11 protein-coding genes are annotated in these 12,749 nt (G+C 68.4%); 10 read left to right on the forward strand and 1 reads right to left on the reverse strand.

Features of this window, described 5'->3' with window-relative positions:
- The first annotated feature begins 11 nt into the window (after positions 1–11).
- A complete protein-coding gene (locus tag U5A56_RS32995) occupies positions 12–383 on the forward strand; it encodes an MAPEG family protein (protein ID WP_044843943.1) in 372 nt (123 codons plus the stop codon).
- 48 nt (positions 384–431) lie between these two features.
- On the opposite strand, the gene U5A56_RS33000 is transcribed toward U5A56_RS32995, so the two are convergent.
- Positions 432–1,385 (reverse strand): LysR family transcriptional regulator, encoded by a 954-nt coding sequence (locus tag U5A56_RS33000; protein ID WP_321926717.1) that lies wholly within the window; start codon positions 1,383–1,385, stop codon positions 432–434.
- Between the two features lie 120 nt (positions 1,386–1,505).
- Between U5A56_RS33000 and U5A56_RS33005 the strand changes: the two genes are divergently transcribed.
- The 9 genes from U5A56_RS33005 (at position 1,506) to U5A56_RS33045 (ending at position 12,725) form a co-directional block, all read left to right on the forward strand.
- Complete coding sequence (locus tag U5A56_RS33005; RefSeq protein ID WP_321926719.1) at positions 1,506–5,048, forward strand: ABC transporter ATP-binding protein; 3,543 nt, start codon at positions 1,506–1,508, stop codon at positions 5,046–5,048.
- Positions 5,049–5,404: 356 nt separating this feature from the next.
- Positions 5,405–6,157: a glutamine ABC transporter substrate-binding protein GlnH gene (glnH, locus tag U5A56_RS33010; protein WP_044843946.1), complete on the forward strand. Its 753-nt coding sequence runs from the start codon at positions 5,405–5,407 to the stop codon at positions 6,155–6,157.
- Between the two features lie 66 nt (positions 6,158–6,223).
- Positions 6,224–6,880 (forward strand): glutamine ABC transporter permease GlnP, encoded by a 657-nt coding sequence (gene glnP, locus U5A56_RS33015; protein ID WP_044843947.1) that lies wholly within the window; start codon positions 6,224–6,226, stop codon positions 6,878–6,880.
- Positions 6,877–7,605 carry a glutamine ABC transporter ATP-binding protein GlnQ gene (gene glnQ, locus U5A56_RS33020; protein ID WP_014899691.1) on the forward strand — a complete coding sequence of 243 codons (729 nt, stop codon included), beginning with the start codon at positions 6,877–6,879 and terminating at the stop codon, positions 7,603–7,605. The genes glnP and glnQ overlap by 4 nt, the downstream gene beginning before the upstream one ends.
- A gap of 20 nt (positions 7,606–7,625) precedes the next feature.
- Positions 7,626–8,675 (forward strand): C45 family peptidase, encoded by a 1,050-nt coding sequence (locus tag U5A56_RS33025; RefSeq protein WP_321926722.1) that lies wholly within the window; start codon positions 7,626–7,628, stop codon positions 8,673–8,675.
- A gap of 14 nt (positions 8,676–8,689) precedes the next feature.
- Positions 8,690–10,024 (forward strand): aspartate aminotransferase family protein, encoded by a 1,335-nt coding sequence (locus U5A56_RS33030; protein WP_044844010.1) that lies wholly within the window; start codon positions 8,690–8,692, stop codon positions 10,022–10,024.
- A 25-nt stretch (positions 10,025–10,049) separates the two neighbouring features.
- Positions 10,050–10,604 (forward strand): carboxymuconolactone decarboxylase family protein, encoded by a 555-nt coding sequence (locus U5A56_RS33035; protein ID WP_044843949.1) that lies wholly within the window; start codon positions 10,050–10,052, stop codon positions 10,602–10,604.
- A gap of 209 nt (positions 10,605–10,813) precedes the next feature.
- Positions 10,814–11,713, forward strand: coding sequence for a lipid A hydroxylase LpxO (gene lpxO, locus U5A56_RS33040; RefSeq protein WP_321926724.1), 900 nt, complete (start codon positions 10,814–10,816; stop codon positions 11,711–11,713).
- A gap of 169 nt (positions 11,714–11,882) precedes the next feature.
- A complete protein-coding gene (locus U5A56_RS33045; RefSeq protein WP_321926726.1) occupies positions 11,883–12,725 on the forward strand; it encodes an extensin in 843 nt (280 codons plus the stop codon).
- The last annotated feature ends 24 nt before the right edge of the window (positions 12,726–12,749 follow it).

Here is a 12,749-nt window from a genome sequence, read left to right on the forward strand (position 1 = left end):
AGGGGACTTTGATGACGACGTCCCAGCTGTGCCTGTTCATCGCGGCGCTGTTGCCGTTCCCGATGACGTTCCTGGCCAAGGCCCGCAAGGGTTACGACAACCACACGCCGCGCGAGTACCTCGCGAAGCTCGAAGGCTGGCGCGCGCGGGCGCAGGCCGCGCACCAGAATGCGTGGGAAGCGCTGGCGCTGTTTACGGCCGGGTTGGTCGTCGCATGGCACAACGGCGCGAATGCGCACCACGTCGACCAGCTCGCGATGGGGTTCGTCGCGATTCGCGTCGTCTATGCGCTGATGTACCTGCTGAACTGGGCGTCGCTGCGTTCGCTCGTGTGGTCCGGCGGGATGGCGTGCGTCGTCGCGCTGTTCTTCGCGACGCCGTGACGCGGTAGCGAACCGGCGATGCCTGCGCCCGCTGTGCGCGCGGGCGCGCTACGCACCGCCCGCGTCGCGCGCGTGACTGTCATTGGATGCGGGCGCAACGATCTTCGCGCGCTGGAGCGGCGGGGCATCGGCTTCGCGGCGCAGGAACGCGATCAACTGATCGAGCAGCCGGTGCCGTGCCGACGGATTGCGGCGCAGCACGAAGCGCCACGACGCATCGCGCTCGAGGCCCGGCACCAGCGGCACGAGGCGGCCGCTGCGCAGTTCGGGCTCGATCAGCGGCACACGGCCGAGCGCAATGCCCGCGCCGCCCACGGCCGCGCCGATCACCTGGCTGAAACTGCTGTAACGGACGATCTTCGTCTCGAAGTCGTCCGGCAGGCCGAAGTGCACGGCCCAGTTGCGCCAGTCGATCTCGGGGCTGTCCTCGTGCATCTCCTGCAGCAGCCGCGAGCGGCACACGTACCCGGATGCGTACGGGAACAGCTCGGGGCTGCACACCGGAAACACGGTCTCCCGCATCAGGATGTCGTCGTCGGCGCGCAGCCGGTGCGCGGGCACGTGCACGATCGCGAGATCGACGCCGCTGCGCGCGAAATCCGGTTCGTCGTCGACCACGACCGCATGCAGCGGCGTGTCGGGATGAAGCGACGAGAATTCCGCGAGGCGGCGTGCGAGCCACATCGACGAAAACGGCGCGTTGGCGGACACGGTCAGCCGTTGCGCGGTGGTGCCGCGAATCTCGGCGCACGCGTCGGTCAGCTTCGACAGCGCATCGCTGACGGCCGGCAGCAGGCGGGCGCCCGCTTGCGTGAGGCCGATGCCGCCGAGCCCCGTGCTGCGTTCGAGCAGGCGGGCACCCAGCGATTCCTCGAGCGCGCGGATCTGGTGACTGATCGCGCTCGTCGACACGTTCAGCTCGGCCGCCGCGCGCGCGAACCCGCCGAGGCGGACGGCCGCCTCGAAAGCACGCAGCGCGCTGAGGGGAGGGAGGTGCGACATGCGGGGTATTGTAGTTGACTCAACACCCGTTGAAAAATCATCTTTTGCCGCGCGTCGGGGGCGCGGGTAGCCTTGGTCCGGTCAATCGAACCGCAACAAAAAAACCGACCGGAGGGCTTCATGTATTTCGACCGACGACTATGGGCGATGATGGCGGGATTGCGCTGGCGGGTTGCCGCCGCGGTCGCGCTCGGGCTGCTCGCGATGGGTGTCGGCGTCCTGCGGTTCGTGTTTCTCGGCCGTGTGCTCGCGCTCGTCTTTGCCGGCGCGCCGGCGCGCGATATCGCCGAAACCGTCGTTGCAACCGCGGCCTGCGTGCTGCTGCGCGCATGGCTCGATCATCGCCGCACGGTGCTCGCGCAGCACACGGCCGGGCGCGTGCAGTCCGCGCTGCGCGCGCGGCTGTTCGACCGGATCGCGACGCTCGGCCCCGCATGGTTCAGCGGCGAGCGCACGGGCGGCGTGATGCTGGCCGTCGTCGACGGCGTCGAGCAGCTGCAGACCTTCTTCGGAGTCTACCTGCCGCAGCTCGTGATCGCCGCGTGCGCGCCGGTGATGATCTTCGCGGTGCTCGCATGGTGGGACGTGCCGACGGCCGCGATCCTGCTGGTCGCGGCGCTCGTCACGCTCGCGCTGCCGCAACTCGTGCATCGCGCCGACCGGCGCGCGGCGCTCGCCCGCTCGGCCGCGTTCAAGGCGTTCGGCGAGGAGTTTCTCGACGCGGTGCAGGGCCTGCCGACGCTGAAGGCGTTCGGGCAGAGCGGCGCGTTCGGCGCGAAGCTGGCGGCGAAGGCGCGCGCGCTGTCCGACAGCACGTTCTGGGTGCTCGCGCTCGGGCTGCTGACGCGGCTCTTCACCGATCTCGGCACCGGCCTCGGCGCGGCGGCGGCGATCGCGGTCGGCGCATGGCGCGTGCGCCACGGCGACATGAGCCTCGAGGCGCTGCTGATCGTGCTGATGGCCGGCAGCGAAATCTTCCGGCCGCTGCGCGACCTGCGCGGCGTGCTGCACCAGGGGATGATCGGCCAGTCGGCGGCGAACGCGATTCACGCGCTGCTCGATGCGGGCAGCGACACGCCGGCTGCCGCGGCGCCGCGCGTGCCGCACCTGCGGCCGGAGATCGTGTTCGACGGCGTCAGCTTCGCGTATCCGGGGCGTCGCGCGGATGCCCATGCGGCGCTGGGCTTCACGGTGCGCGAAGGCGAGACGGTCGCGATCGTCGGCCCGAGCGGCGCGGGCAAGTCGACCATCGTGCGCCTGCTGCTGCGCCAGCACGATGCGCAGGGCGGCACGATCCGCATCGGCGGGCACGACGTGCGCACGCTCGACGCCGATCAGGTGCGCGAGATGATCGCGGTGGTCGCGCAGGACGCGACGCTGTTCGACGGCAGCGTCGCCGACAACCTGCGGCTCGGCCGTCCCGACGCGAGCGACGCGGACATGATCGCGGCCGCGCGAGCCGCCAACGCGCACGATTTCATCTCGGCGCTGCCCGACGGCTATGCGACGCGCATCGGCGAACGCGGGCTGATGCTGTCGGGCGGCCAGCGCCAGCGGATCGCGATCGCGCGCGCGCTGTTGCGCGATGCGACGATCCTGCTGCTCGACGAGGCGCTGTCGTCGGTCGATGCGGAGAACGAAGCGCTGATCCAGCAGGCGCTCGACCGGCTCACGCGCGGGCGTACGACGCTCGTGCTCGCGCACCGGCTGTCCAGCGTGATCGGCGCCGATCGCATCCTGGTGCTCGACCAGGGGCGGGTGGTCGACGCGGGCACGCACGCGGAACTGATCGCGCGCGACGGCCCGTATCGCCAGCTGATGGGGCCGCAGCTGGAGGCAGCCGCCGAAGCCGTCGGCACGGCCGCGATGGCCGGCGGTGCGGGCGTGCGTGCTGCATCGGGCCCGCAGGTCAGGCCGCTGAACGACGACGCGGCGACGATCGGCTGGCCCGAAACGTTGCGCGCGCTGCTGCGCTTCGTCGGTCCGTGGAAGGGCAAGGTCCTGTTGACCGTGCTGTTCGGGATCGGTCGCGTGCTCGCGTTCATCGGCGTCGGCGTGATTGGTGCGCGGGTGGTCGGCGGCGTGTCGGACGGACACGCGAACGGCGCGCTCGTCGCGGCGCTGCTGGTCGTCGCGCCGGTCGCGGCGGTGCTGCACTGGCTCGAATCGTGGCTCGCGCACGACATCGCGTACCGGCTGCTCGCCGAGATGCGCATCGCGCTGTTCGCGACGCTCGAACGGCTCGCGCCGGCCGGTTTGCTGCGGCGCCGTTCCGGCGATCTGGTCGCGCTCGCGACGCAGGACGTCGAGACCGTCGAATACTTCTATGCGCATACGCTCGCGCCCGCGTTCGTCGCGGTGCTGGTGCCGGCCGGCGTGCTGGTGCTGCTCGCGTCGGTCGCATGGCCGCTCGCGCTGGTGTTGCTGCCGTTCCTGCTGTGGGCCGGGCTGGCGCCCGTGCTGGCGCGGCGCGACGTCGACCGGCTCGGCACCGGCGCACGCGAGGCGCTCGGCCTGCTCGGCGCGCACCTGACCGAAACGATCCAGGGGCTCGCGGAACTGAGCGCGTTCCAGGCGCTCGCGCGCCGGCGTGCCGCGTTCGTCGCGCAAGCCGACGCGTACCGGCAGCAGCGCGCGAAGCTGCTCGACGATCTGTCGGCGCAGAGCGCCGCGCTCGAAGTCGCGAGCGGGCTCGGCGGGCTGGCCGTCGCGGCGCTCGGTGCGCTGCTGTGCGCGCGCGGCTGGTTCGCGCATGAAGCGTTGCCGCTGCTGGTGCTGGTCGCGGTGGCCGCGTTCATGCCGGTGGCCGAGATCGGCCAGGTCGCGCGACAGCTGGCCGACACGATTGCATCGACGCGGCGCTTGCGCGCGCTCGAGAAGGAGCCGGTGACGGTCGTCGACGGCGCGCATGCGCTGTCCGGCGACGCGACCGTGCGATTCGAGGACGCGGGCTTCACGTACCCGGGCCGCGGCGTGCCGGCGATCGATCGCGTGAGTTTCGAGGTGCCGCCCGGCAGCACGGTCGCGCTGGTGGGCGCATCGGGCGCCGGCAAGTCGACCGTCGCGAGCCTGCTGCTGCGCTTCTGGGATCCGCAGCACGGGCGCGTGACGCTCGGCGGCGTCGACCTGCGCGATCTGCGGCTCGACGATCTGCGCCGGCACATCGCGCTGGTTGCGCAGGATACCTATCTGTTCAACGACACGCTCGAAGCGAATATCCGGCTCGCGGCGCACGATGCATCGGACGAGGACGTCCGGCGCGCGATCGACCACGCGGCGCTGGGCGCATTCGTCGCGCGGTTGCCCGACGGGCTCGCGACGCGGGTCGGCGAGCGCGGCGTGCAGCTGTCCGGCGGACAGCGCCAGCGCGTCGCGATCGCCCGTGCGTTCCTGAAGGATGCGCCGGTGCTGATCCTCGACGAAGCGACGTCCCACCTCGACACGATCAGCGAGCAGCAGATCCGCGCGGCGCTGGAGGATCTGATGGCACAGCGGACGTCGATCATCATCGCGCATCGGCTGTCGACCGTGCGCAACGCGGACACGATCCTCGTGCTCGAGCACGGCAGGATCATCGAGGCGGGAACGCATGCGGCGCTGATCGCGCGGCAGGGTGCGTATGCGCGGCTGGTTTCGCATCAGGCGAGCGGGGTGGCGGCGTAACGGATGTCGTGTTGAAGTCATGCCGGGTGGCGTTGCCGCTCGCGATTCATTCCGTTCGTTGAGCGGCGGCGGTTGCCGGCAAATACCGCTCGCCCGCCCCATTCCCGAGTCCAGGCCCCGCCGCGCGCTCCCGCCGTCATTCCCCCCGCCTTTTCCTCTGACCAATCCCGCCCGTCCCGCGCGGGTTTGTCTCGATGCAATTACTTGTTGCGCGTTTTTTTGTTGTCGTAGTATCCGTGTTGACAACACTTGTTGCACTAAGGTCTAATTCAACATCGCATGTTGCGGTGCGGCTTGATGTCGTCGTTCCCCGGCCAGCCGGCCGGTTACATCGCTCAACCATGCGGAGAAAAGCCATGAGTCGTCGTTCCTTCCTGAAAGCCGTCGCGGTGGTCGCCGCGCTCGGCGCCAGCATCGCGCACGCGGACACCAAGACGCTCGTCGTCGGGACCGATACGTCGTTCATGCCGTTCGAGTTCAAGCAGGGCGACAAGTACGTCGGCTTCGATCTCGACCTGTGGGCGGAGATCGCGAAGGACCAGGGCTGGAAATACACGATCCAGCCGATGGATTTCGCGGGCCTGATCCCGGCGCTGCAGACGCAGAACATCGACGTCGCGCTGTCGGGGATGACCATCAAGGAAGAGCGCAAGAAGGCGATCGACTTCTCCGCGCCGTACTACGACAGCGGGCTCGCGGCGATGGTGCAGGCCGACAACACGTCGATCAAGTCGATCGACGACCTGAACGGCAAGGTGATCGCCGCGAAGACGGGCACCGCGACGATCGACTGGATCAAGGCGCACCTGAAGCCGAAGGAGATCCGCCAGTTCCCGAACATCGACCAGGCGTACCTCGCGCTCGAGGCCGGCCGCGTCGACGCGGCGATGCACGACACGCCGAACGTGCTGTTCTTCGTGAACAACGAAGGCAAGGGCAAGGTGAAGGTCGCGGGCCAGCCGGTGAGCGGCGACAAGTACGGGATCGGCTTCCCGAAGGGCAGCCCGCTCGTGCCGAAGGTCAACGCGTCGCTCGTGAAGATCAAGTCCGACGGCCGCTACGCGCAGATCTACAAGAAGTGGTTCGGCGCCGAGCCGCCGAAGCTGTGAGCGTGACGGCGCAACAGGGCGCGGCCGGGCGGCCGCGCCGGTCTTGAATCGAACGGGGAGCGACACGTGAATTTCGATTGGTCGGCGATCTGGGCGGCGTTGCCGGACCTGATGGACGGGGTCCGGTTGACGGTGTTCATCGCATTTTTCGGGCTGGTGGGCGGGTTCGTCGTCGGGATGATCGCGGGCATGTTCCGCGCATACGGACCGAAGGCGATGAACGTGCTCGCACAGGTTTATATTGAACTGATCCGCGGCACGCCGATCGTCGTGCAGGTGATGTTCCTGTACTTCGCGCTGCCGCTGCTCGCGCATATCCGCATCGACGGCCTGACGGCCGCGATCATCGCGATCACGGTGAATTCCGGCGCGTATCTCGCGGAAGTGGTGCGCGGCGCGCTGTTGTCGATCCCGAAGGGGCTGACGGAAGCGGGGCTCGCGATGGGCCTGTCGATGCCGCGCGTGCTGCTGAAGGTGGTCGGGCCGCTCGCGTTCCGGCGGCTGATTCCGCCGCTCGGCAACCAGTGCATTGTGAGTCTGAAGGACACGTCGCTGTTCATCGTGATCGGCGTCGGCGAACTGACGCGCAAGGGGCAGGAAATCATTGCCGGCAATTTCCAGGCCGTCGAAATCTGGACCGCGGTGGCCATCATCTACCTGATGCTGACCGGCGCGATGACGCTGACGCTGCGGCTCGTCGAAAAGCGCATGAGGATCCTATGAGCATGATCGAATTCCAGAACGTGTCGAAGAGCTTCGGCCATGTGCCGGTGCTGAAGCACATCGACCTGAAGATCGACGCGGGCGAAGTCGTGGTCGTGATCGGTCCGTCGGGCTCGGGCAAGTCGACGATGTTGCGCTGTATCAACGCGCTCGAGAAAATCACCGGCGGCGAGCTGCTGGTCGACGGCCAGAGCGTGCGCGGCAACGCGTCGACGATTCGCAACATCCGGCTCGAGGCCGGCATGGTGTTCCAGCAGTTCAACCTGTTTCCGCAGATGACCGCGCTCGAGAACGTGATGTTCGGGCCGATCCAGGTGCGCGGCGCGTCGCGCGCCGACGCGCGCGACCAGGCGATGGCGCTGCTCGACAAGGTGGGCCTCGAATCGCGCGCGAATCATTACCCGTCGGAGCTGTCGGGCGGCCAGCAGCAGCGTGTCGCGATCGCGCGTGCGCTCGCGATCCGGCCGCGGCTGATGCTGTTCGACGAGCCGACGTCGGCGCTCGATCCGGAATTGCGCCACGAAGTGCTGAAAGTGATGCAGGATCTCGCCACCGAAGGGATGACGATGATCGTCGTCACGCACGAGATCGGCTTCGCGAAGCGGGTCGGCACGCGGCTCCTGTTCATGGATCAGGGCGGCATCGCCGAGGACGGCCATCCGGTCGACCTGATCGACCGGCCGCCGACACCGCGCCTGAAGGAATTCCTGAAACACGTGTCCTGAACGAAACCGAATTGCCCGACATGCCGCTTTCCCTTTCTCCCGTCATCGCCGGCGCGCCATTCGACATCGGCGTGCGTCTCGGCGAGCTTGCCCGCCCCGTGTTCGATGCGTACATGCAGCAGAGCAGCGCATGGCAGGCCGTGCGCCGCTGGCGCGGCCATCCGTTCGTCGCCGCGCTGCGGCAGGCCGCGCTGGCCGCGTACCCCGACCTCGTCGCGGAACTGGACGGGATCGCGGCGGGCGTCGGCTGGCCGGCGGAGGACATCTTCCTGTGGAACTGCCGCGGCGAACTGATCCACAACGCGCCGGACGGCTGCACGACGCTCGCCGGGCGCGACGCGCACGGCACGCGCTGGATCGCGCACAACGAGGACGGCGATCCGTACCTGCGCGAGCGTTGCCTGCTGGTCGACGTGCAGCCGCAGGGCAAGCCGGGCTTCATCAGCTTCTATTACCCGGGCTCGCTGCCCGGCCATACGTTCGCCGCGAACCGCGCGGGCATCGCGCAGGCGATCAACAACCTGCGGATCCGCACGCCGGCGGCCGGCGTGCCGCGGATGATCCTCGCGCGTGCGGTGCTCGATGCGACGTCGCTCGACGCAGCCGCCGACGTGCTGCGCACCCATGCGCGCGCGAGCGGCTTTCACCACACGCTCGGCGCGACCGGCGATACGCGGCTCTTGAGCATCGAGGCGAGCGTCGCGCGCTGTTCGGTCGTCGACGTTTCGCAACTCACCGGCCACGCGAATCATCTCGTGCATCCGGGCTGCGAGGCCGAAGCGCAGATCGTCACGCAATCGTCCGGCGATCGCCAGCGGCGCGTCGATGCGCTGACGCCGGCCATCGATGCGGTCGACGAAGCTGCGCTGCTGCGCGTGCTCGGCGATCGCGCACCGGAAGGGCTGCCGATCTATCGCGACGATCCGGCCGATCCCGACGACGAAAACACGCTGGCGACCGCGGTGTTCGCGATTCGCGATACCGCGATCGACTTCACCGTTCATCAACACGGCACGCAGCGCTTCGCGACGCGCATCGTGCCGTCCGCGCACGCGCCCCGCGCGTCCTGACCATGAGGCAACGCATGACGACCGTTTTCCATCGCGCTCCGCGCGCCACCTTGCCCGTCGCCGTCGCAGGCGACGGCATCGAGATCATCGATTCGACCGGCAAACGCTATATCGACGCATGCGGCGGCGCGGCCGTGTCGTGCCTCGGGCACAGCAACCAGCGCGTGATCGATGCGATCAAGCGGCAGGCGCAGCAACTGCCGTATGCGCATACGTCGTTCTTCACGACCGAGGTGGCCGAGGAACTGGCCGACCGGCTCGTCGAGGCCGCGCCGGCCGGCCTCGAACACGTGTATTTCGTGTCGGGCGGATCGGAGGCGGTCGAAGCCGCATTGAAGCTCGCGCGCCAGTATTTCGTCGAAAAGGGCGAGCCGCAACGCCGCCATTTCATCGCACGCCGCCAGAGCTATCACGGCAACACGCTCGGCGCGCTCGCGATCGGCGGCAACGCATGGCGGCGCGAGCCGTTCCTGCCGCTGCTGATCGAGGCGCACCACGTGAGCCCGTGTTATGCGTATCGCGACCAGCAGGCGGGAGAAACCGACGAAGCGTATGCGCAGCGCCTGGCTGACGAACTGGAGCAGAAGATCGTCGAACTCGGCGCGGAAAACGTCGCGGCGTTCGTCGCGGAGACGGTGGTCGGCGCGACGGCCGGCGCGGTGCCGCCGGTGCGTACCTACCTGAAGAAGATCCGCGCGGTGTGCGACAAGTACGGCGTGCTGCTGATTCTCGATGAAATCATGTCGGGGATGGGGCGTACCGGTTACCTGTTCGCATGCGACGAAGACGGAGTCGCGCCCGACCTGCTGACGATCGCGAAAGGGCTCGGCGCGGGTTACCAGCCGATCGGCGCGACACTGGTGAGCGATCGCATCTACCGGACGATCGTCGACGGCTCGGGCTTCTTCCAGCACGGCCACACGTATCTCGGCCACGCAACCGCCTGTGCGGCCGCGCTCGAAGTGCAGCGCGTGATCGCCGAAGAGAAGCTGCTCGACAACGTGAAGGCGCGCGGCGAGCAACTGCGGGCGTCGCTGCGCGAGCAGTACGGTGCGCATCCGCATGTCGGCGACGTGCGCGGCCGCGGGCTGTTCGTCGGCGTCGAGCTCGTGCGCGATCGCGACAGCAAGGCGACGTTCGATCCCGCGCTGAAGCTGCATGCGGCGGTCAAGCGCGAGGCGATGCAGCGCGGCCTGATGGTGTATCCGATGGGCGGCACGATCGACGGCGTGCACGGCGATCACATCCTGGTCGCACCGCCGTTCGTCTGCACCGCGCAGCAGATCGACACGATCGTCGAGCGGCTGTCCGGCGCAATCGACGCGGCGCTCGCGTCGGCCGGCGCGTGAATCACGACCTCACCGAACCCTCGCCATGACAGACAGACTGCCTCCCTTCGATCCCGCATCGGCCACCGACGAGCAGAAGGCCGTGCTCGCCGAGATCCTCAGCGGCCCGCGCGGCAACCTGAACGGGCCGTTCCTCGGCTGGATCGCGAGCCCCGAGCTCGCGCAGCACGCGCAGCGGCTCGGCGCGTTCTGCCGCTATCGCACGGGTTTGCCGCTGCGGCTGTCGGAACTCGCGATTCTCGTGACGGCCGCGCGCTGGCGCTCGCAGGCCGAGTGGCACATCCACCATCCGATCGCGCTCGATGCCGGCGTGCCGGCCGCGACGGCCGAAGCGATCCGCCGTGGCGTCGAGCCGGCATTCGAATCGGACGACGATGCGCTGATCCATGCGTTCGCGACCGAGCTGTACGACACGCGGCGCGTGAGCGACGCGACGTTCGCGCGCGCGCAGGCGCGATTCGGCCACGAGACCGTGGTGAACCTCGTCGCGCTGCTCGGCTATTACGCGCTCGTGGCGATGACGCTCAACACGTTCGGTATGCGCGCTGACGGACAAACTGAGTTACCGTTTCCGGAATAATCGCCGCATGCGCGCGGGTCGGCAGCATGCCGCGCGCGCATTCCGGTTGCGTCGAAAAGCCCGTCGGCACGGGCTTTTCGGCGTGCCGGCACGATTCGATCGGCAACCTCTGCGCGTCTTGCCGACGCACCTCGCACCGCCTGCGCTTCAGCGCAGGAAATTTTCCCCGTACCTAGAATTCCGTAAAACAATTTACGGGGGAAATATCGATGCGCTGGGTCCTGTTGATCGTGTTCATTGCGTGTGTCGTCCATACGCACTGGCGCGGCAAGGTTCGGCACAGGTTGTTCAGGCAACTATCCGATCACTCGACCTTTACCGCGCCGCTGAACTGCTTTTCCTACGCGTTCTCGTCGGTGCCGACCACGCCGTTTCTCGACACGCGGCACTTTCCGGAACTCGCCGTGCTGCAGCGCGAATGGCGGACCTTCCGCGACGAGGCGCTCGCGTTGCGCGATGCCAGCCGGATCAAGGCGTCGGGCGAGTACAACGACATCGGCTTCAATTCGTTCGTTCGCAACGGCTGGAAGCGCTTCTATCTGAAGTGGTACGACGCGCCGCATCCGTCCGCGCAGGCGCTATGTCCGCGCACGGTCGAGATCCTGTCGCGGATTCCGTCGATCAAGGCCGCGATGTTCGCGCAGTTGCCGCCGGGCGGCAAGCTCGGCCTGCATCGCGATCCATATGCGGGCTCGCTGCGCTACCACCTCGGGCTGGACACGCCGAACGACGACGCGTGCCGGATCGTCGTGGACGGCGAGTCGTATGCGTGGCGCGACGGCGAGGCCGTGATGTTCGACGAGACCTATCTGCACTGGGCCGAGAATCGCACCGCGCACGATCGCGTGATCCTGTTCTGCGACATCGACCGCCCGATGAAATATCGTTGGGCGCAGCGCATCAACGATGCGTTCGGGCAACTGCTGATGCGCGCGGCCGCGTCGCCGAACGAAACGGGCGACCGCACGGGCGGGCTCAATCATGCATTCAAGTACCTGTATGCGATTCGCCGCGCCGGCAAGCGGCTGAAGGCGTGGAATCGCACCGTGTACTACGTCGTCAAGTGGGCGCTGTTCGGCGGGATCGCGGTCGCGATCTTCTGCATCTGATGGCGGAAGGCAGACGGTGCCGAACCGTCAGACGATAGGGCGCGCAGCATCGTACGGCCTCCGAGTTCTTGGGGTCGACGTCAATGCAACCAATTGTATTCGTGCGGGATCATGCGCGAACGCACGCGTATCATGGCTTGTTCACGTCGATTTGGATCGGTGAGCAAGCATGACTCGTACCCGTAAGACATTGATGATCGCCGGCGGTCTGCTGGTTGCCGCGGCAGGCAGCGGCTACGTGATGCTGCTGCGTGCGGACCACCGCGCGATCGCGGAAGCCGGCATCGGCGATGCCGCAGCACCTGCCGCCGCGGTGACCGCGGCGAACGACGGTCACACCGCACAAGGCACGATCGCGCCGCCCGCGCCCGTCGCCGTCCCGTCCGCGCATGTGGACGAGGCGGTGCCGCAACCCGCGGCCGTAGCGCCGCCTGCCGCGGCCGCTGCGCGTACGAATGCGGCACCGGCCTCCGCCGCCGTCGCGCCGGTCATCGCCGCACCGGCGAAACCGGCGAAACCGAGTGCGCCGCCACCGACCGTCCACGTCGTGACGGTCGAGCCGGAGGATGCGACCCCGCCGAAGGCCAAGCCCGCGCAACCTGTACAAGCGCCGGTACAAGCAGCGCAATCGGCCCAGCCGGCGCAATCGGCACAATCGGCACAATCGGCGCCGCCGGCCCAGGCCGCGCAGGCAAGCCGGCCGAGCCAGCAGGCGGCGTATCAGCCTCCGCAGCACGCGGCGCGCAAACGCGACGGGCTCGAGCGACACGCGGCAGCACCGTCCGCCATGAAATCCGAAACCCCTGAAACCGCTGCGCTCGTGCGTGAATCGGCGAAGCTGGATCCGTCGTTGCCGGCGCCGCAATACGTGGCGACGCCGAGCGGCGATCGGCAGCACACGTCGGCGGGGGCGAATTCGGTCGCTGCCGCGATGACCGACCAGCTGGTCAGGCAGTCGAGCAATATCAAGGCGCCTGCACCGGCGAACGCCGGGCCCGGCGCGACCCAGTGAGCAGGGCGCCGCAGCGCGCGCGCC

The organism is Burkholderia sp. BCC1998, assembly GCF_905339875.1.
GTDB lineage: Bacteria > Pseudomonadota > Gammaproteobacteria > Burkholderiales > Burkholderiaceae > Burkholderia.

Excerpts from the sequence above, each read along its gene's own strand:
- glnQ (WP_014899691.1), top strand. The coding sequence starts at position 6,877 with ATGAGCATGATCGAATTCCAGAACGTGTCGAAGAGCTTCGGCCATGTG.
- U5A56_RS33000 (WP_321926717.1), bottom strand. The coding sequence starts at position 1,385 with ATGTCGCACCTCCCTCCCCTCAGCGCGCTGCGTGCTTTCGAGGCGGCC.
- U5A56_RS33025 (WP_321926722.1), top strand. The coding sequence starts at position 7,626 with ATGCCGCTTTCCCTTTCTCCCGTCATCGCCGGCGCGCCATTCGACATC.
- U5A56_RS33005 (WP_321926719.1), top strand. The coding sequence starts at position 1,506 with ATGTATTTCGACCGACGACTATGGGCGATGATGGCGGGATTGCGCTGG.
- lpxO (WP_321926724.1), top strand. The coding sequence starts at position 10,814 with ATGCGCTGGGTCCTGTTGATCGTGTTCATTGCGTGTGTCGTCCATACG.
- glnH (WP_044843946.1), top strand. The coding sequence starts at position 5,405 with ATGAGTCGTCGTTCCTTCCTGAAAGCCGTCGCGGTGGTCGCCGCGCTC.
- U5A56_RS33030 (WP_044844010.1), top strand. The coding sequence starts at position 8,690 with ATGACGACCGTTTTCCATCGCGCTCCGCGCGCCACCTTGCCCGTCGCC.
- U5A56_RS33035 (WP_044843949.1), top strand. The coding sequence starts at position 10,050 with ATGACAGACAGACTGCCTCCCTTCGATCCCGCATCGGCCACCGACGAG.
- U5A56_RS33045 (WP_321926726.1), top strand. The coding sequence starts at position 11,883 with ATGACTCGTACCCGTAAGACATTGATGATCGCCGGCGGTCTGCTGGTT.
- U5A56_RS32995 (WP_044843943.1), top strand. The coding sequence starts at position 12 with ATGACGACGTCCCAGCTGTGCCTGTTCATCGCGGCGCTGTTGCCGTTC.